Consider the following 19964-nt stretch of genomic DNA (forward strand, 5'->3'; position numbering starts at 1 on the left):
TCACACTCATTCCCAATTATTTAATTCTTTAATCTAAAATATAAAATAGTATTAAATTTTACCTTTTACCTTCTAGCTTCTGGCTTTAAATATAGGATTTAATTCAGCTTCCGCTGCCTTCTAGCTTCTACCTCTTGCAGAAAGGATGTCTCGATTAAGCGAGAGTAAAGTGAAAAGTTGAACCTCTATCCGGTTCCGAGTCCACCCAAATACATCCGCCGTGACGTTCCACAATCTTTTGACAAATTGCTAAACCAATACCAGTCCCAGAATATTCTCTTTGAGTGTGCAAGCGCTGGAAAATTTGAAAGATGCGTTCTTGATGCTGCGTCGCAATCCCAATTCCATTATCCGAGACAGAAAATAACCAGTCTTTCTCCTGTTTGCAAGCGGTAATATGAACCACAGGCGGTGCATCGTGGCGATATTTAATCGCATTGCTGACTAAATTTTGAAAAAGCTGTACGAGCTGAGAAATATCCCCCATTACCGCTGGTAATTCATTGTAGGTTACAACTGCTTGAGTCTCGCGGATCGCCCCTTGCAGGTTTGCGAGAGCTTGCTCGACTGCGTGATTGCAATTTGTCAGTTGAAAAGGTTTCTGACTCCGGCCAACTCGCGAATATTCGAGCAAATCGTCAATTAAAGTTTGCATTCTCGTGCAGCCCTGAACGATATTGCCGATAAACTTACTAGCTTGGCTGTCGAGTTGGTCTTTGTAGCGTTTTTCTAAAAGTTGAGCGTAACTGGCAATGGTTGCTAAAGGCGCTTGCAAGTCGTGAGAAGCCACATAAGCAAATTGTTCTAGTTCGGCATTTGAACGCGCCAATTCTTGGTTAGATTTTAAGAGAGCCGATTCGGCGTGCTGGCGGTTCGATATCTCTTGCTGGAGGAGCAAATTTTGCTCTTGCAGGGTTTGTTCAACGGCGCGACGGGTTCTGATTTCTTGTTGCAGGATTTGGTTTTTTTCGTGAATTGTTTTTTCAACAGCTAAGCGGCTAATGATTTCTTCTTGAAGCAGCACATTTTGTTCTTTTAGCTGCTTTTGTAAATTCCGCAGGCTGAGGTGACTTTCGATGCGGGCGAGCACTTCTTCAAACTGAAATGGCTTGCTGATATAGTCAACAGCTCCCACAGCAAATGCGTTTACTTTGTCAAATACTTCATCTTTAGCGCTGATAAAAATTACCGGAATTTCGCGAGTTTTAGGTTCTAATTTCAAGTGCTGACAGACTTCGTAGCCGTTCATTTCCGGCATCATTATGTCGAGCAAAATCAAATCTGGTGGATTAGAATTGCAGGCTCTCAGAGCCATTTTTCCGTTAATCACGCAGCGGGGGGTGTACCCTCTCTGATTTAACATCGTAGACAACAGACGCAGGTTTTCTGCTGTATCGTCTACTACTAAAATGTTTCCTAACGGCGTCCTTGGTTGCTGATTCTTCATTGATTATTTCCCTGCTCCTGTTTTATTCACAAAATATGTTTGCAGCTATGTTATTTAGGACTTACGGAAAACACCCGGTTGATAGTAAGAATATTGGGGAAACAAAACGAGTAATAGGCTCATAAATCGGGTGTTTAGCCGTTTGTGTACAAGCAAGTCTTGTTATTGTTTGTTTACCAATCCTCAAATCCCCAGCAGCAGAGTCAGAGCATTATTGTTCCAAGTCCATCCTTTATCTAAAACCTTAAATCCCGCGACTTTGCACATAGATTCTAAAGCAGAAGCTGTAGGCAGCCACCACCACGGGCCAAAGTCGTTGATATCAAAAACTGCTTTCTGAATTAATCCTAAAATGGGTGCACCGTCGGTGTGCTGCTGCCAGTAAGCTGTTAAGATAGCTCGTTCTGCTTCGCCTACAGCGGGAATGAATATTACTCCGGAAGCTGGAATTTCGTAGCGTCCCCGCTCGTTTTCTATAATTTCTTGAGTAATAGCTGAAGTTAAGATTAAATACTCCCCTGTTATTTGATGCAAACTCGTTAAAAGTTGCAAAGGATGAGGGTGATGGTACAAAACTCCTGCACAGTGAACTACATCGTAAGGCTCGCCAATTTCTGCAAGTTGAATCTGAGTTATATCTCGATTGATACAATTATAATTAACAATATTTAAACTTGTCATCCGATCGTGAAAATCTTGCCACCAGTGGATGGATGCCGGCATGGCATCAATCATTGTCAGAGAAACTGCACCGTATTTGCTAGCTACAGATACTTTTTCGTTGACAGTTCCCCACAAGCCGCCGACTTCTGCAAAAGTCTTGCCTTTTGCGACTCGGGCAATGTAGCGATCGCGAATATCATTAGCCTCTAACTCTAATAATAGACTGCGATCGCCACTTTGATGCTTTATCTCTAAAACTTCCGCTAATTTACCAGAGATTGCAGGATCTTCCGGTCGAATTTCTAAGGCCATCAAGTACAAAACTGTCGCTGCGTCAAGCCGATCGCTCTCGGCAAACTTTTGGGCTATTTCGCAGTAAAATTCAGGAGCGTGCAGCGGTTGCAATTCGTGGTGATAGTAGCTGCTTGCTGCGTCTAAATCTGCCGGAGTTCTTTTGATGAGAGCATCGCCTAACTTGGTGTAAATTTTCGGGAACTCCGGCTCGATTTGGAGCGCACAAAGGTAAGCGGAGACAGCCTCGTTCCACTCGTGCAGCTCAGTCAAAGCCTCGCCTAAATTGTAATAAGACCAAGAAAGATTGGGGTTTAGTTCAATCGCGCGCTTGTAGGCGACAGACGCTGCTTTCCACTGCTGGGTTTTTAACAGCGCTTCTCCTAAATTGTGGTAAGTCCAAGAAAAGTTTGGATTGAGTTCGATCGCCCGCTGGTAGGCGCTGATTGCTGGCAACCAATCGTGAAGTTTAACTAAAGTTAAAGCTAAATTATAATGAGACCAAAAGAAATCTGAATCGAGTGCGATCGCCCTTTGGTATGCCACCGCAGCTTCCGACCATTTTTGCAATTGAAAAAAAGCATCTCCCAACTTATGGAATGCTCCCGAAGAATTAGGGTCTAAGTCAATTGCTTGCTGGTAAGCAGCGGCGGATTCCGACCATTTTTTTAATTGACCGCAAGCTTCCCCGATGCTGTAGTAAGACCAAGAAAAATCCGGGTTAATTTCAACAGCCGTGCGGTACGCAACGATGGCTTCTTGCCATTGGGTTAACTTGAGCAGCACACTACCTAAATTGTAGTAAGACCAAAAAGAATTGGGATTTAACTCAATACTTTCCCGGTAGGCAGCCTCCGCTTCGCGCCAGAGTTCCTTGGCTTGCAAAACATTGCCTAATTTGTAATGAAACTCCGAAATGTCCGGCTGGAGTTGAATAGCTTTGCGGTAATGAATAATAGCTTCTTCCCACTCTTTTAGCTCGCTAGCAGCTTCGGCTAATTGGCAGTAAGCTTCGCAAAAACTAGGGTTTAAATAAATCGTGCGGTGGTAACAAGTCCGCGCTTTTTCTAGCTTATTTTGCGCTAATAAAGTATTGCCTAAATCGAGGTATTCTTCGGCTATTTCTATCGGTTCCACCATGAGTGCTTGATACCAACAGTCTGCTGCTTCTTCAGCTTGACCGACTTTAGTAAATATCCGGCTCAAATTTCGGTAAAATCCTGCAAAGTCCGGTTGGAGGGAGATGGCTTTTTGGTAACAGACGATCGCCTCTTGCCACTGTTCCAATGTAGCGCAGAGAGTGCCGAGGTTAGCAAAAACTTCGGCAAAATCAGGTTGCAGGGCGATCGCAACTTTATACCAATACCTTGCGTCTTCTAGTTTACCCTGAGCTTGCAGCGCCTTCCCCAAGGTCTTGCAAGTCTCGGCGGAATTGGGGTGAGATGCCAAAACTTGCTGGCAAAGTGCGATCGCCTCATCCAACTTCCCTAAAGCTAAATATATTTCTGCCTGTTGTTGAAAATCAACCGCTGCTGTTTCTGAATTCACTTCTTACGTTCCTGTTGAGTAATAATTCCATGTATGATTGTATGGTACAACTTGTCAAAGTTCAAATTCAAGTAAATACATCTGCCGAACGGCAAATAGTGCTAAATGTCAGCGACATTAATATAAACTAGACAGTAAGGTTAACAGCGAGCTCAATAATGTCAACATTCAATCGAACACCGCTAATCAGCGTAATTATACCTGCATATAATAGCGATCGCTACATCGTGCAAGCGGTGGAAAGCGCGCTGGGTCAAACTTTTACTAATTTGGAAATTATCGTTGTAAACGACGGTTCTCAAGATGAGACGCATCAAGTATTGCAGCCTTATATTGACAGAATTCGCTACATTTATCAGGAAAATCAAGGAGCAGCAATAGCTCGCAATCGAGCTTGCCAGCTAGCCAAAGGCGAGTTTTTAGCTTTTTTAGATGCTGATGACTATTTCCTACCAGAAAAACTAGAGAAACAGATAGCTTGCTTTGAGGCCGATCCGGCATTAGATATGGTGCAAACAGGTTGGTTCATGGTCGATGAAATCGGGCGAGAGATTTCTGCAGTCAAGCCTTGGCAGCAATCACAAAAATTAGATTTAAAAAGCTTTATTATATATAAATGCGTGCGACCGAGTGCGATGATGCTGCGCCGAAAGTGGTGGGAAAAGTTGGGGGGTTTCGATTCTCAGCTTCCGCCGACAGAAGATTTAGACTTTGCCTTGCGTTTAGCTTTAAAGGGGTGCAAAGCAGTTTGGTTAGAAGAGGTACTTACCTGTTATCGCCAGCACGATACCAATCTGATGTCAAGCGGTTTTCCGCTAATGAATAATACCGAAATTCTGATGGAAAAATTCTTTGCTAGACCTGATGTGCCTCACTCAATCCGCCAGTTAAAAAACCAGGAACGCTATCAATGTTTGGTGTGGATGGCATGGCGGATGTATCGCGGCGGTCATCTAGCAGAGATGGCGGAATGTTTGGAAAAATCATTGCAATATACCCCTTTTTCGCCCACAGAAACAGTGTTAAATTGGCTGCAAACTTTTCAGAGCGTTTCTGAAGAATACGGTGACAATTTTGATGCTTATTCACTCAGTCAGTTAGGGGAATGGCAAGATATAATTTTGATGGTTATGACCCATCAGCCCCAATCCCAAGAGAGTGCTATTTTCACACCTCCCAAAGCAGGTGAAGCGAAGCTATCCCGTAGGAAATCGCACATTTTACTCTACAACGCCGACGATCCGGGCGTGGGAGGATTAGCGCAGTACAACCATGCCATTCTCTGTCAGTTAGCGTTGTTGGGCTATCAAGTCACTTGCGTGCAAACTAAACATTCTAGCCCCTTGGTTGAACGAGAACGAGAGTTAGGTATAGAACACTTGTGGCTGGATTTTAGCAGCCATAGAGATTTAGCGCGGGTGTTAAGAAATACTGAGGATGCACAAGAGATTTTTTCTACTAATAAACCCGATCTGATTATTTTTAGCGATGGCTGGCCCTATTCCAATTTTGCAGCTAAACAGGTAGTTATTCAGATGGGAATACCATACATGATGGTAATCGGGTTAGTTATGCCAGCTCACGCAAATTTTGCCTACGGGGATGTAGTGCCTTATCGAGAGGGAGTGCTGTATCAGTGCCTGCAAGCTAGAGCGGTGATTGTTGGCGCACAAGAACATTTGAATTTATTGTGCGATGACTTTGATTTACCGAAACATAAGGGGCAAGTGATTTACTTGGGGCGCTCTCCTGAATATTTTGCACCTCCTAATGCTTCGGCTCGCCAACGCCTGCGGCAAGAGTTAGAAATTCCTGAAGATGCCATTGTCTGTTTCACATCTGCTCGATTGGCACCAGTTAAAGGGCATCGATATCAGATCGAAGCAATCAAGCAGTTGAAACAATCTCCGGTGTGGTCTAAACTGTATTTTGTATGGGCAGGAAATGGTGAGGGAAGCTATTGCGATGTAGAAAGAGAATTGAGGGAAGCTATTAGAGAGTTAGGAGTGAGCGATCGCGTGAAATTGATCGGACAGCGCTGGGATATCTTAGATTTACTGGATGCTAGCGACATATTCATTTTGACATCTCTCGGCGATGCAGCACCTTCTTTTTCAGTCATGGAAGCGATGGCTAAAGGATTGCCCGTAGTTGCTTCGGCAGCGGGCGGCATTCCAGAAGGGCTCGGCGATACTGGGAAGTTGTTGCCCGATCCGAATACCGATCCGGAGGGAACAGCGAGGGAATTGGCGGAAACTGTAGAAGCTTGGGCGATGAATCCAGAATTGCGCAGCCAAATCGGCCAAGCTTGCAAGCAGCGAGCCGAGAAAATGTTCAAAGAGGAGCGGATGCTTGCACAGTCTGTTGAGGCGATCGAAAAAGCTTTACTTTCCGACGATCTCGAAACAGATCAATTTGTTACTCAACAACAGGTGCAGGGGTGGATGGCGAAGGTAGAAAGCCGGGTGCGCTACAACTTTTTAGTGTGGAAGGCGTGGCACGCTTACTGCCAAGAAGATCTCATAGGGATGCAGCAGTGGCTTCAAGAATCTTTAAAGTGTACGCCTTTTTTGAGTACAGAAACGCTGCTTAACTGGGTAGAATGTTTTGGAAATTTTTCGTCATTAAAAGGGCATCGATTGGATACATATTCTCTGACTAACTCAGCAGAATGGAAACACTTAGTCGAGGGCATACAGGGTTTTGAACCTGTATTTTGTCTATCCTAAAAACACCAGATTGAAATTTTCAATTGAGGTTGATGTCAGCAGTAGATCTGCAAATATCAGTACAATTGTATTTTGCTAGCCCAACAGCGATTAAAAATCTGTGTATCCGCGTTTAAATCCGTGTTAGGTTCCCCAACCCTTCGTTATCATCTAGCAAACTCATGTCAATGGCAAATTCGATACCGCAAGTCAGCGTAATTATACCTGCATATAATGGCGATCGCTACATCGCACAAGCTGTAGAAAGCGTTTTGAGTCAAACCTATACAAACTGGGAAATTATCGTTGTAGACGACGGTTCTAGCGATCGCACCCATCAAGTATTGCAGCCTTATACGGACAGAATTCGCTACTTTTATCAAGAAAATCAAGGAGTAGCAGCCGCTCGCAACCGAGGAATTCAGGAATCCCAAGGTGAATTAATTGCTTTTTTAGATCAAGATGACTTCTTTTTGCCAGATAAGTTGGCAGCACAAGTAGCGCTGTTTCGCTCCTCACATTCATTAGGAATTGTCAATAGCGGCTGGCGTTTAGTTAACGAGCAAGGAGAGACAATTTCTGATATCAAATGTTGGGAATATTTACCAAGATTAGATTTGGAAGCCTGGATAGTACAGATGCCCGTACTTCCCAGCGCGATGATGTTTTCACGAAAGTGGTTAGAACTTGTAGGGGGATTTAATTCTGAGTTTGATTCCGTAGATGATGCGGATTTACTATTACGTTTAGCTCTATTAGGCTGCGAAGCAGCTTGGCTACCACAAATCACAGTCTGTTATCGCCAGCATGACAAAAATGTGTCAATTCAAAAATCTCTCAAACAAGCAAATCTGTTTATTAAATTAAAACAGAATTTATTCAGCCAACCCGATTTGCCACAGCACATCCGCGAGTTAGAAAATCCTGCTTTCTACGAAGCACTGACATGGATGGCATGGCACTTGTACTATACTGGCTATCCGGTGGCAGCGATTGAGTATTACCAAAAATCTTTCCCTTATACTCCTTACTCTGCTATAAAAACCGTCATAGATTGGATAAATCGTCTGGGTGCTATTGCTAAAGCTTACGGATTTCCCCTAACTATGCAATCTTTAAGAAACTTACCAGAATGGCAACAGTTAATGTCTAGCATACTTCCCAAAAAAGCAGTACGAGTCAGCGTAATTATCCCGACATACAACTGCGAACGCTACATTGTTAGAGCCGTAGAAAGTGCGATCGACCAAACTTACCAAGACTGGGAAATTATTGTCGTAGATGACGGCTCTACCGACAACACTCGCCAAATTTTAGAGCCTTACTGCGATGTAATTCAGTACGTTTATCAAGAAAATCAAGGCTCAGCAATAGCTCGCAATCGCGGCTGCGAACTAGCCAAAGGCGAATTTTTAGCTTTTCTCGACAGCGCCGACTTCTTCCTACCCGAAAAACTAGAAAAACAAATTGCTCGCTTTGACGCTGACCCCAGATTAGATTTGGTGCAGACAGGTTGGCTTATAGTTGATAAAAAGGACGAAAGCATCTATGGAGTAATGCCTTGGGAAGAAGCACCCAAGTTAGATTTAGAAACCTTAGTTTTGAACAAATCAGTGCGTCCCAGCGCCATGATGCTGCGGCGAGAGTGGTGGGAACGCTTGGGGGGTTTTGAACCTCGTTTTGCGCCTATTGAAGATTTAGATTTTGTCTTACGTTTAGCTTTAAAAGGCGGCAAGTCAGTTTGGTTAGAAGAGATATTAACCTGCTACCGCCAGCACGACAGCAATTTCATATCCGGCGGCTCCAAAGTAATGAAAAATATGGAAATTGTGATGGAGCAATTTTTCGCGCGGCTAGACTTACCTCAGCACATCCGCGACTTGAAACGCGAGGAACGTTACAAGTGTTTAGTATGGATAGCGTGGCGGATGTACCGCGATGGATCTTTGACAGAGATGGTCGAGTGTTTGGAGAAATCTCTTCATTACACTCCTGTTAGAGGTACGGAAACAGTTTTTAAATGGTTGGAAAATTTTAGCTATTATTCGCAAAAAAATGGAGACAAATTTGATGTTTATGCCTTAACTAATTTAAAAAAATGGCAAGACATCGTAGTATTAGCCGTTAACAATTCTTATCAATTCCAACGTGAACATAGTTCGATTAGCCAACCGCAAAAACCCCGCGTTCTCCTGTACGCAGAAGACCACGGAGTGGGAGGTTTAGCTCAGTTCAATCACTCGCTGATGTGTAAATTAGTAGCCGACGGCTACCAAGTTATTAGCGTTCAAACTAAAGCTTCTAACCCTTTAATTGTCGAACAAAAAAAGCTGGGTATAGAACATATTTGGCTGGAGTTTGACACGATCAAAGAGTTTTTGCGAGTTACTTACAATTTAGGGGATGCTGAAAAAATTTACGCGCAGGCTCAACCTAGTTTAATTGTATTTAGTGACGGCTCACCAATGGCAAATTTTGCGGCCAAACAAGTTGCTATTAAGCAGAACATACCCTACATAGTTACTCTCGGTTATATTGGCCGCAATTATGAAACTTTCGATCGGGGCGATCAAATTCCCTATTTTGATGCAGTTTCTTATCAGTACGATTTAGCCAAAGCGGTAGTAGCAGTTTCACAGGAAAATTTCAACTTGTTCAAACGAATTTTTAAAGTGCCTCTAAAACGAGGCAAAGTTATTTATTATGGCAGGCCGAACAGTTATTTTGAACCCCCAAATCTTTCAACCCGCCAACGCCTGCGCCAAGAACAAGGAATCCCCGAAGAAGCTGTCGTTTGTTTCACGGCGGCGAGACTGACTCCAATTAAAGGATATCAGTATCAATTGCAGGCGATCGCCCAACTGAAAAATCGTCCAGTTTGGCGGCAGCTATACTTTGTGTGGGCCGGCCCCGGTTCTACCACTCACGACGATATGGAGTCTGAATTGAGAGCAACTGCGAGCCAATTAGGAGTCACCGAACAGGTTAAATTCCTAGGTCAGCGATGGGATATTGCCGATTGGTTAGACGCCAGCGACATCTTTGTTTTATCTTCCGAAGCAGAGGGAATGCCGCTAGCAGTGATGGAAGCAATGGCGAAAGGATTACCCGTAATTGCCACAGCAGTCAGCGGCATTCCCGAAGAGTTGGGAGATACTGGAAAGTTGATAGCCGATCCTAAAATTGACCCGCAAAAAACAGCACAAGACTTAGCTACAACAGTAGAACTATGGGCGGAAAATCCCGAATTGCGGAGGCTGGCAGGACAAGCTTGCAAACTGCGGGCTGAAGAATTATTCAAAGAAGAACGGATGCTTTTGGAATACGCAGAGGTTATCGAACAAGCCTTATCCGCTAGCAGCAATCAACAAGAAAAATCATCTATCGCCCCCAAAGTCCAAAAGCAGATCCAGCAAGTTGACCGTATGCTCAATTACTACTATTTAGTATGGAAGGCATGGGAAGCTTGCGAACGCGGGGATGTGTCCGGGATGGTTGAGAATTTGCAGTCATCTTGGAAATGTACGCCACTGTTGACAACCGAAACCATCTTGAGCTGGATCGCAAGTTTTGCTGTGTTCTCTTCACAAAAAGGCGTTAAACTCGATACTTACTCGCTAATTCATTCCGAAGCGTGGCAACAATTGATAGAATCAATACAGGGTTTTGAAGTTGCCTTGTCTGTTGGTTAGGACTTTGGATGACAGAATGCCATTTTGCATCGGAATGGCAATCTTAACATCAAAAGAATAACACCGATCTATCCGATTTATGTAAGGGCGGTGCGGTTCGCCCAACTTTCACGTCGGAGCCCCCGTGTCCGCCCTTCTGCGTTTCTAAATACCCTAACAGTTTTAGTTAAAAACTCACCCCATACAATATGCAATTCACCTTCAAGTTCAAACCTATTAATAAACTGCTGCCAATTTGCTTAGCGGCGGTAACTGTCCTGTTAATAACATATTTGGGGCAGCAACCAACTGTTGCCCAACTGCGATCGAACGTAACAGTAGATTTTGGAGTACCAGCTACCGGAACAATTTCCATGAGTGGTATGCTGCACGGAATAGACCCCAGCCAGCCGCCGGATAACTCAATCAAACCCTTGCAGCCCAAACTTTGGCGGGTGGGGAGACTCGATATTTACGATCGCGTCATCGCCAACGGAGCTGAGTTTCAACTGGTAGTCAGCGACTTGTGGGGCTACGGTAGCAATCCCAAAGGCTGGCCCTATCAAAATTACCCCGCGTGGGAAGCCTTCATCCGACAGTTAGCCCAGCAAAATAAAGGCAAGAAAATTATTTGGGATATCTGGAACGAACCCGATTTAAAAAATCCGTTTTGGAAGGGAAGCCAAGAACAATTCTTTGAAACTTACAAAAGGGCTTACAAAATTTTGCGGGAAGAATTGGGGCCGTCAGCTATGATTGGCGGGCCGAGTATCAGCACTTACAACAAAGAATATCTCGCTGACTTTTTGAATTACTGCAAAGCCAACAAACTGGAAGTAAATTTTTTAGCTTGGCACGAACTCAACGATAGCAGGATTTTATTTGTTGACGATCATGTGATTGATGCTAAACGCAATTTTCAGCAAAGTCCTTCTTACAAAGAACTGAAGTTGCAAAAAATTTACGTCAACGAGATTGTCGGGGAATTAGCGCAGTATCAGCCGGGGGAAATTTTAGGTTATTTCTATCAGTTGGAATACGCAAAAGCCGACGGTGCTTGCAGAGCTTGTTGGAATACAGCAGGAGCTAGAAAAGTTAGCAATTGCTTCAACAATACGCTGACTGGGATGGTCACGCCTAATACTTTTGAGCCGAGAGCAGCTTGGTGGACTTACAAAGCTTATGCCGACGGAGTTAATTCGCGGGTGCTGAGTCGGTCAGATAACGATCGCCTTGTCGCTTTAGCCAGCAAGTCAAATCCAGAAGGTAAAGCACAGATACTTTTAGGTTATTTCGACCGCAATTATTCCTTAGCAACAACGGTAACATTAAGCCTCGGAAATTTGGAGCAGCTAGGTATTCAAAAAGGTCAGAAAGTCACTCTAAAGTTAGAAAAAATTCCCAACAATCAAGAAGGATCGGTGCAGAAGCTTGTCACGGTTAAAGAAGAAAACTTGTCGGTGGGTAGCGGCAGCTTGGCTTATGTTATCCCTAATTTCAACGTCCACGAAGGCTACTTATTGACTGTTAGCAAGTGATATAGTTTTTGGTTGCACCGGAATTATATAGAGGACGCGGCAGTGCCGTGTCCCTACCCGGATTAATTGTAGGGACACGGCATTGCCGTGTCCCTACAAATATATAGCCGTGTTATTACAAATATATAGAATTTAGCTGGGATTTTTCAAAGATTTTTGCACGGCTTCCAACCATTCTATGACTGTTTGATTTTCTGATTTTGGGTCGTAGTAACACCCTAATTCATCGAGGATGAATGTTTCTAAATCGGCTGGGGCGATCGGCATTTTTAGCAGTTTGTCGAGTTCTTGCGATGCAGCTTCAACACTTGCGCGCGATTCGCTATTGCGGTAATTTTCAACTACATCACTGGGACTGTCAGCTTCTAGCGGCCAGTCTTGGTGAAAGTAGGAACTGAAAAATTGGGTTAAATGAGGAAATTGATTTATCATTCGGGATAGGCTGTGAGAATAAAGTATCCGGGAGGTAATTTGGCGCTGCGCTGGAGGACGATTTTCAGGCGAGATGCTGAAGTTGCTTTGGATGCGCGGCGACGCAGAGTAATGCCAATTCTTCTGTTGGCGTTGTAGTCGATCGTATAACGATTACCTCGACTTTTCACCCAGGAGTCGATCGCATTTTGATTTCTGTTCATTGCTTCTCCAATGGCCGCTTCGGCAACGGAACGGTCAGTAAAGGAAGATGCGGCAGAAATTCTCGTTTCGCTTGCGAGTCGCTGTGCTAGTTGTGCTTCTGTTTTCCCAACGTGTCTCTCTAAAGTGTGTCCTCCTGCTGCTTCGTGAAAGTCTAATCCGCCGCCCGGTATGTTGGGCACAAAAGCTACGGTGTTTTGTGGTATGGTTGAGATTTCCGGTGCAACAACCGTGGCGTAAACACCAGGGATTGCCGATTGGAATAATATAATTATTGAGGCGATCGCACAGAGGATACCTAAAAACTTTTTTAGGCGATCGAGTTGATTTTTCATTGCTGTTGAATCTCTTTCTTAGATATAGTATAAATGATTGCTGTTTTTTTGTCTATTTTAGAATCTACCATTCGTAAGTTATAAATTGCGCGCAGCATTCAAATATACGGTGCGCACCGAACACCCTACGATTATTTATAAGAGTTCGTGATTTTTGTGGTTTACAAAGCTTTACTGATTATGAGAAAATATTAATAATTCTTTGAAAAAATCACTAATGATTGATGATAAATTAATTTATCATCTTTAAAAATGTGAAAAAATGCAAGTAGTTATCCTAGCCGGCGGTCTCGGTACTCGTCTCAGAGAAGAAACAGAATTTCGTCCCAAACCCTTAGTTGATGTGGGGGGGCATCCGATTATTTGGCACATCATGAAAATCTATGCCCACTACGGTTTCCAAAACTTTATTGTGTGCTTGGGCTATCGCGGCAACATGATTAAAGAATATTTCCTCAATTATGAAGCCATGAACAATGACTTTACTATCTGCTTAGGCCGCAAAAATACCATCACTTATCACGAGGAACATCTCGAACAAGATTTTAATGTTACCCTGGCTGAAACTGGCGCGGCAAGCCTGACGGGAGGGCGGGTAAAACGGATCGAAAAATATATCGATCGCGAGAATTTCATGGTGACATACGGTGATGGAGTAGCTGATGTCAATATTGACGCCTTAGTCGATTTTCACAAGTCTCACGGTAAGCTGGCAACAGTCACTACATTTCGCCCGATTTCTCGCTTTGGAATTTTGGATGTAGACAGCGATAGCCGGGTAGTACAATTTTCTGAGAAACCTCAAATCGACGGCTGGATTAGTGTTGGATATATGATATTTAATCGCCGGGTATTTGAGTATTTGGGGGGAGATGATTGTATTTTAGAACAAGAGCCGATGCAGCGTTTAGCCGCAGAGGGACAGTTGATGGCTTACCGTCATGAGGGCTTCTTCTTTGCGATGGATACTTATCGAGAATACAAGTATTTAAACGAACTTTGGGATGAAGAGAAGGCTCCTTGGAAAGTTTGGAAATGAGTTATTTTTGGGGCGGGATATTCTGCCCGCCCCACAGAAGTTTGAATAAAAATTACTCTAAAAAAACCTCATAAATTTGGTTGTTCGTAGATTTTCAATGATGACTCCTACAAATCGTAAAAACTGGATTTATCTACCTATGGGTCGGCAATGAAACTTGCCGAAATAAGAGTTAAAATTAATATAAAATAATTTATAAAATGGATTGCCAAGATATTCTTAACAGCACAGAAATTTACCTACAAAAGTGGGTTGCACCCCAGGCGGAAATTATCGACAGCGACTCGGAAGCGCTGAAAACAGCAGTTGCTGGATTGGAAGATCGATCGCTCTTAGCATTGCGAGTTCCCCAAAAATGGGGCGGGGCTGAAATTGCACCGGAAATTTTTTACCAATATCAGGAATTGACGGCTCGATATTCCGGCGCTTTGTCTTTCCTGCAAACTCAGCACCACAGCGCAACTGCCATGCTTGCCAACAGCGACAATGAAATGCTAAAAAGCAGATACTTGCCGGCGATCGCCCAAAAAGAGTTACGCTTGGGTGTTGGGTTTTCGCATTTGAGGCGATCGGGCCATCCGGCAGTCACCGCCACTCCCGCAAAAGATGGCTATTTACTGTCAGGAAAAGTTCCTTGGGTAACAGGTTTTGGATTGTTTCAAAAGTTTATTGTAGCTGCGGTACTTCCTGACGAACGCGCTGTTTTCGGTTTGCTACCTTTTGTTAATATTGAACGCGAAAATGGTAAAATAACATTCAGCGACATCATGCCATTAATCGCCATGAACTCGACTAATACTGTGACAGCAACTCTCGATCATTGGTGGCTGCATCAATCAGAAATAATTTCAGTTAAACCTGTCGGGTGGATTTCGGAAAACGACAGCAAAAATATACTGAATTCTGTTCCGGGTACTTTTGGCTGTATTCGAGCGGGATTGGATGTAATTGCAGCAGCGGCGGCAGCTAAGAATTCACCTTTTATAGCGGCAGCTTGCCAAAAACTAGAGCAAAAGCTCGATCGGCTAAAAGAGAATTTCCAACAATCTCAACATAGCTCAAAAGCAGAACAATTAGCGCTGCGAGCTCAAGCCATTGATTTAGCGGTGCGTTGCGGGCACGCTGCGGTTGCTGTTTCTAGCGGTGCTGCTAACGGTATTGTGCACCCGGCCGGGAGAGTTTATCGAGAAGCTTTGGTGTATACTGTTTCCGGGCAAACAAAGGATGTGATGGCAGCAACGCTCGATCGACTAAGCGAATTTTAGATTTTAGATTTTAGATTTTAGATTGAGATCTCAGAAGGTCAAAAACTCAACTGTATTTAATAAATAATAGATATATTTAACCTGATGACAAACAACTTTAAGTCAAATAACTTAAAAAGGATCGCATACAGCCAAATTGTAGACTTAAGCCATTCAATCCACCCAAATATTCCCATATGGCCGGGCGATCCGGCGACAGAATTTGAAACAGTATCTCAAATAGAAAAACACGGCTATTTCCTGCGAAAATTCTCAATGGGAGAACACAGCGGCACTCACATCAACGCACCCAACAGTTTTTATGCAGGAGGCGCGAGCATTGATAGTTATTCGCCGCAGTCGCTAGTTTCCCCTGCAATTGCGATCGACATCCGAGAGCAAAGTCTTGCCAATCCCGACTACACTTTAACAATTGATGATATATTGGCTTGGGAACGGCAGCACAAACTTATCGAACCGGGAAATCTAGTTTTATTGTATACTGGCTGGCAAGAAAAATGGGATGACGAGCGAGCATTTTTCAACCGAGACGATCGCGGAATTTGCCACTTTCCCGGATTTGGCAAAGCAGCCACTCAATTTTTGCTAGAAGAACGCTCGATCGCCGGAGTGGGAACCGACACTCACGGAGTAGATACCGGGCGAGATGAAAGTTTTGCCGTTAACAAACTGGTATTGGAAAAGCAGCTAATAGTCCTGGAAAATCTGACTAATCTCGACTTTTTACCTACCGCTGAAATCACTTTAGTTATCGGAATATTGCGCCTTTTGGGAGGTTCCGGCTCGCCTGTGTCGGTGTTAGCGTTTGTTGCTTGATGCGGTAAAATTGGATTGAGAAAAGTCGAGCAAAAATAATAAGATTAATGACAGAACTGCCCAAGGATCTCAACGAGGCGATCGCCCAATCCCGCATTGCAACCGCCGCCGCCCTCTCGGACGGCAAAACTCTACTGCAAGTCGAATTAGTATTTCCAGAAATCGCCCTGCAAGCACAGTCTATCACCCTACAATTCCTCCCAGAATTTGAGGAAATCTACCCCGGAGTCAAAGTCTTTTTTCCCGACACCGGTGCTGCCGCCCTCGCGCGCCGCGACTGGGGAGAAACACCGTTTAAAGTCACTGATTTGGGCAGCAGCCGCACGGCTGTTGAAGAGAAAATAGCACCGGAAGACCAACTGTTCCTGCTGGTGAACCCGGCGGCTGTAGAAGTGGCCCAAGTCGAAAAACTCTACATAGCTGCGGCCGGTCGTCCAGTTATTTTACTCAATCCGCGCCTCGAAGATGTTGCCACCATAGGTATAGGCTATGCGGGCCGCCAACTGCGCGATCGATTCCTCAGCAAAATCGAATCCTGCTACTACATCAGACCCCTAGACACTGCGGCTTTATTCCGCTGCTACCCCCAATCCTGGCAAGTCTGGCTGGAAACAAACGACCAATACGAACTAATTTCTGAAACTGCCCAAAAACCTGTGGGAGACGATTTAGAGCGGATTTTAGCCGCTTATCTCCCAAGCGCCGATCCTGACTCCACCACACCTGCAAAACCTGTAAAAAAGAAAGGTTTTTTGGCAGAGCTCCAGACATTCCTCAAAGCTTTGACTCAGTGACAGCAGTTAAAGCTCGATCGTATTTTAGGGTGCGTCAGGTAGGATTATTTTCGACTTAATCCATCGGCTAATCGCTGACGCACCCTAAAGTACAGCCTGCAATAACTCAAAGCTTTGGCTCAGTAACAGCAGTTGCAGAAGCACAACTAACTGCTTGCCTGTGTTTCTCTCACTAGCTACGCAAACAGATACTGGCGATCTTTACAGTATATTTATACAAAGCAGTATAATGGGTGACACCCCTCCACCGTAAAAGAGGGGAGGCAAATAGCAGCAAAATCAGATGCTATAAGCTAGAGATTTGGCTTTTGAGTCAGGGAAGCGGATAAACACAATGGAGCACCGGCGCATTGTTATCGGGGACGTACACGGGCATTACGACGGCTTAATGACCCTGCTAGAGGCACTTGCCCCCGGCTCGGACGATCGCGTCTATTTTTTGGGAGACTTAATCGATCGCGGCCCCAAAAGCGCTCAGGTATTAGATTTTGTCCAGCAAAGCCCCTACCAAACTCTGTTGGGCAACCACGAACAACTGATGCTGGAGGCTTTGTCGGGGGTGCCGATGGATATGCGAGCGTGGCAATCTTGGCTGTACAGCGGCGGCGATGCGACAGTAGCGAGCTACAGAGATACAGGGATGATGCCGTACAAACACTTAGAGTGGCTGCGATCGCTCCCCACGCACCTGGACTTAGGGGACATCTGGCTGGTTCACGCCGGCGTTGACCCCCATCTGCCAATTGACAAGCAGTCGATCGAACAACTCTGTTGGATTCGCAGAGAATTTCACACCATGTCGAAACCCTATTTTCCCAATAAATTAATTATCACCGGTCACACGATCACCTTTACCTTTGAGGGTGTCAGGCCAGGCGAATTAGTCAGGGGCGAAGGGTGGTTGGATATTGACACGGGTGCTTATCATCAGAAAAGCGGCTGGCTGACAGGATTTGACCTCAGCTACCGCAGAGTTTATCAAGTAAATGTCTTTAACAATCAAGTCCGAATTTTGCCGTTTGACGAAGTTGTCAGACAATTGAAGCCGAAGCAGATTGCACCCCCGGAACCTGCGAGCGATCCTGTTGTTCAACAGCAGTATTAAATCAATTTGTAGTTGTAGGGTGCGTCAGTTTAAGTTCGATCGATTAAATCCAAATTGACCCGATCGCTGACGCGCCCTACGAACTAGATTGATGTTTTAACGAACCGCGAAGATGCGAAGATGACCGAGTAAGATCGGTCATCCCAATCTAAAATCTCAAATCTAAAATTGTATGACCTTTTGCTACGAACCCAAAAGCCTGCGGATTTCTAACCTGTAATCCTCATTATTCAAACCTTCACCGCTAGCGAGCTCCGGGTCTATCGCCTGCGAGATAGCAGCAATGCGATCGGCAGTAGCCGGGTGAGTGCTTAAAATGCTCGGAGGAGAAGGCTTGTTGAGCAACTTTTTCATAAAATCAACCATCCCAGATTGAGCGTAGCCCGCTCGCCCCATAGTTTGCAATCCCAACCGATCCGCCTCATACTCAGCTTGGCGGCTGTGGGGGCGCCGCAAAGCCAACTCCACCCCAATCTGAACCGCCTGAGATCGATCGAGCCCAGTCGCCGAAGCTACACCAGAAGCGATCGCCATTTGACGCATTTGTTGAATTGCGTGGCGAGCACTAATGTGAGCGATTTCGTGGGCGAGCACACTTGCCAATTCGGCCTCATTGTCCGCCGCCGCCATCAAACCTTTATTCACATAAACAAAACCGCCCATTGTCGCAAAAGCATTAATATTGTCGTCGTCAATCACTTGAAAAGTATAAGGAATATTCGGGCGAGTGCTTTCCTCGGCCAGTCGCTGACCGATGCGGTTGATATATTGTGTCGTGGCGCGATCGCGGTCAATATTAAACTCGCTGTTCGCCAACTGCTGATTAATTTGTCGGCCAATAGTCACCTCTTGGCTATCGGACATATTTGACAATTGGATAACTTGAATGCCCCGAAAAATCAGTTCAGGCAAAGAAAATGCTTGAGTCTGTTCCGGGGAAATCACCCAGATACCCGCAGCCACAATCAGCGACAGAAACAGATAAATCCCCCGGCCGCAGGTACGTCGGCAAGTCAACCAAAAACTTTTTAACATGATTGATACGTGGCAGAAGTTACGTAAAATTTTAGGAAAAACTCGAAAAGTCACTAAATAGGCAGACGCAATTTGACGCTGCTTAGTTGCTATTCTAGCTTTTTGCAAATTTTTAACTGCGCCGCCAGCCTCCGGGCGATCGACAACTGCCCAACCAACCCCCCTCAACTGCCTTTTGCCTTCTGCTTTAAGTGCCCAAGTCATGCGGATTTTGGACTATCGTTGTGGTAATATCTTTTAGCTTCAGGACTTACGCATCAATAACGTATGTCATTGCGAGCGGTAGCCAAGCAATCACAGCATCTGTTTTTCATCGATGTCTGGGTAAGTCCTGAGCTTGTAAACATACTCCTGTCGCTATCAGTTAATTAAGCGATTTATGAAAATTTTGGATTCTCAAGGCCGACTGTTCGGCAAACTCAGCATCCTAGACGTAGGTGCCGCTCTGATCGTACTGCTAGTCGCAGTCGGAATCTTCTTCTTTCCCGGTACTTCTGGCGGTTCCGTCGCCCAAGTCGGCACCAGTATCAAACCTGTAGAGATTGATGCAATTGCGATCGGTCTCAAAGGGACAAACGTTGAAAATTTGTTCAAAGCAGGCGATAAAATCAATGTGGTGATCCGCAATCAACCCTCCGGTCAGATTACCATCAAATCTGTCAAAACTCTCACCAGAACCCTCGCAGTTCCTCAGCCCAACGGCACTCTGAAAGCTCTCCCCGATCCCAGAGAAGAAGAATCCTTCAGCAAAAATATGATGTTTACCTTAGAGGGAAAAGGTCAACTTACTGAAAATGGCCCGGTTTTAGGTAATACGAAAGTCAAAATTGGCACTACGCTAGAGCTTGAAGGCAAACAGTACATTTTCAACGCCAGCGTCATCGATGTACGAGTCAAAGAATAGTCAGTCGATTTTAGATTTTAGATTTTAGATTTTAGATTTACTTCACAGATGAATCTGGGATCTCAAACTTTGGTCTAAAATTTTGGGATAAACCCTCAGTCGATTTTAGATTTTAGATTTTAGATTTTAGATTTACTTCACAGATGAATCTGGGATCTCAAACTTTGGTCTA

14 protein-coding genes are annotated in these 19964 nt (G+C 44.6%); 9 read left to right on the plus strand and 5 right to left on the minus strand.

From position 1 onward, the window contains the following. Window positions 1-154: 154 nt before the first annotated feature. Together QUA54_RS02190 and QUA54_RS02195 are read right to left on the minus strand one after the other, a co-directional pair. Window positions 155-1447 (minus strand): ATP-binding protein, encoded by a 1293-nt coding sequence (locus tag QUA54_RS02190; protein ID WP_333412908.1) that lies wholly within the window; start codon window positions 1445-1447, stop codon window positions 155-157. 183 nt (window positions 1448-1630) lie between these two features. Continuing rightward, entirely contained in the window at window positions 1631-3949 is a 2319-nt protein-coding gene (locus tag QUA54_RS02195; protein ID WP_333412910.1) for a tetratricopeptide repeat protein, read from the minus strand. Window positions 3950-4107: 158 nt separating this feature from the next. On the opposite strand from QUA54_RS02195, the gene QUA54_RS02200 reads away from it, so the two are divergent. The 3 genes from QUA54_RS02200 to QUA54_RS02210 all read left to right on the plus strand — a co-directional run bounded on the left by QUA54_RS02200 (window position 4108) and on the right by QUA54_RS02210 (window position 11866). Further along, window positions 4108-6678, plus strand: coding sequence for a glycosyltransferase (locus tag QUA54_RS02200; RefSeq protein ID WP_333412911.1), 2571 nt, complete (start codon window positions 4108-4110; stop codon window positions 6676-6678). A gap of 161 nt (window positions 6679-6839) precedes the next feature. Then, window positions 6840-10349, plus strand: a complete 3510-nt coding sequence (locus QUA54_RS02205) for a glycosyltransferase (protein WP_333412913.1) — start codon at window positions 6840-6842, stop codon at window positions 10347-10349. A 188-nt stretch (window positions 10350-10537) separates the two neighbouring features. Then, window positions 10538-11866, plus strand: a complete 1329-nt coding sequence (locus QUA54_RS02210; protein WP_333412916.1) for a GH39 family glycosyl hydrolase — start codon at window positions 10538-10540, stop codon at window positions 11864-11866. A 132-nt stretch (window positions 11867-11998) separates the two neighbouring features. Here QUA54_RS02210 and QUA54_RS02215 read toward each other — a convergent pair whose 3' ends face one another. Continuing rightward, window positions 11999-12298, minus strand: a complete 300-nt coding sequence (locus QUA54_RS02215) for a contact-dependent growth inhibition system immunity protein (RefSeq protein WP_333412918.1) — start codon at window positions 12296-12298, stop codon at window positions 11999-12001. Beyond that, the gene (locus tag QUA54_RS02220; protein ID WP_333412920.1) at window positions 12295-12834 is read right to left on the minus strand and encodes an RNase A-like domain-containing protein; all 540 of its coding nucleotides are present in this window, start codon (window positions 12832-12834) and stop codon (window positions 12295-12297) included. Before QUA54_RS02220 ends, QUA54_RS02215 begins: the two co-directional genes overlap by 4 nt. Before the next feature lie 262 nt (window positions 12835-13096). Between QUA54_RS02220 and rfbF the strand changes: the two genes are divergently transcribed. The 5 genes from rfbF (at window position 13097) to QUA54_RS02245 (ending at window position 17853) form a co-directional block, all read left to right on the plus strand. Continuing rightward, the gene (gene rfbF, locus QUA54_RS02225) at window positions 13097-13873 is read left to right on the plus strand and encodes a glucose-1-phosphate cytidylyltransferase (protein WP_333412922.1); all 777 of its coding nucleotides are present in this window, start codon (window positions 13097-13099) and stop codon (window positions 13871-13873) included. 200 nt (window positions 13874-14073) lie between these two features. Continuing rightward, a complete protein-coding gene (locus QUA54_RS02230; RefSeq protein ID WP_333412924.1) occupies window positions 14074-15138 on the plus strand; it encodes an acyl-CoA dehydrogenase family protein in 1065 nt (354 codons plus the stop codon). 84 nt (window positions 15139-15222) lie between these two features. Continuing rightward, the gene (locus tag QUA54_RS02235; RefSeq protein WP_333412926.1) at window positions 15223-15954 is read left to right on the plus strand and encodes a cyclase family protein; all 732 of its coding nucleotides are present in this window, start codon (window positions 15223-15225) and stop codon (window positions 15952-15954) included. A gap of 47 nt (window positions 15955-16001) precedes the next feature. After that, window positions 16002-16748, plus strand: coding sequence for a DUF1995 family protein (locus QUA54_RS02240; RefSeq protein ID WP_333412928.1), 747 nt, complete (start codon window positions 16002-16004; stop codon window positions 16746-16748). Window positions 16749-17082: 334 nt separating this feature from the next. Further along, on the plus strand, window positions 17083-17853 hold the full coding sequence (locus QUA54_RS02245) for a metallophosphoesterase family protein (RefSeq protein ID WP_333412930.1): 771 nt from the start codon (window positions 17083-17085) through the stop codon (window positions 17851-17853). A 183-nt stretch (window positions 17854-18036) separates the two neighbouring features. Here the strand turns inward: QUA54_RS02245 and QUA54_RS02250 are convergent, their stop codons facing one another. Then, the gene (locus QUA54_RS02250; protein WP_333413041.1) at window positions 18037-18888 is read right to left on the minus strand and encodes a M48 family metallopeptidase; all 852 of its coding nucleotides are present in this window, start codon (window positions 18886-18888) and stop codon (window positions 18037-18039) included. A gap of 379 nt (window positions 18889-19267) precedes the next feature. Here QUA54_RS02250 and QUA54_RS02255 point away from each other — a divergent pair, with 379 nt between their 5' ends. Beyond that, window positions 19268-19792: a DUF4330 domain-containing protein gene (locus QUA54_RS02255; RefSeq protein ID WP_333412932.1), complete on the plus strand. Its 525-nt coding sequence runs from the start codon at window positions 19268-19270 to the stop codon at window positions 19790-19792. Window positions 19793-19964 lie beyond the last annotated feature (172 nt).

The sequence above is a fragment of the Microcoleus sp. MOSTC5 genome, from assembly GCF_036701825.1.
Lineage (GTDB): Bacteria > Cyanobacteriota > Cyanobacteriia > Cyanobacteriales > Microcoleaceae > Microcoleus > Microcoleus asticus.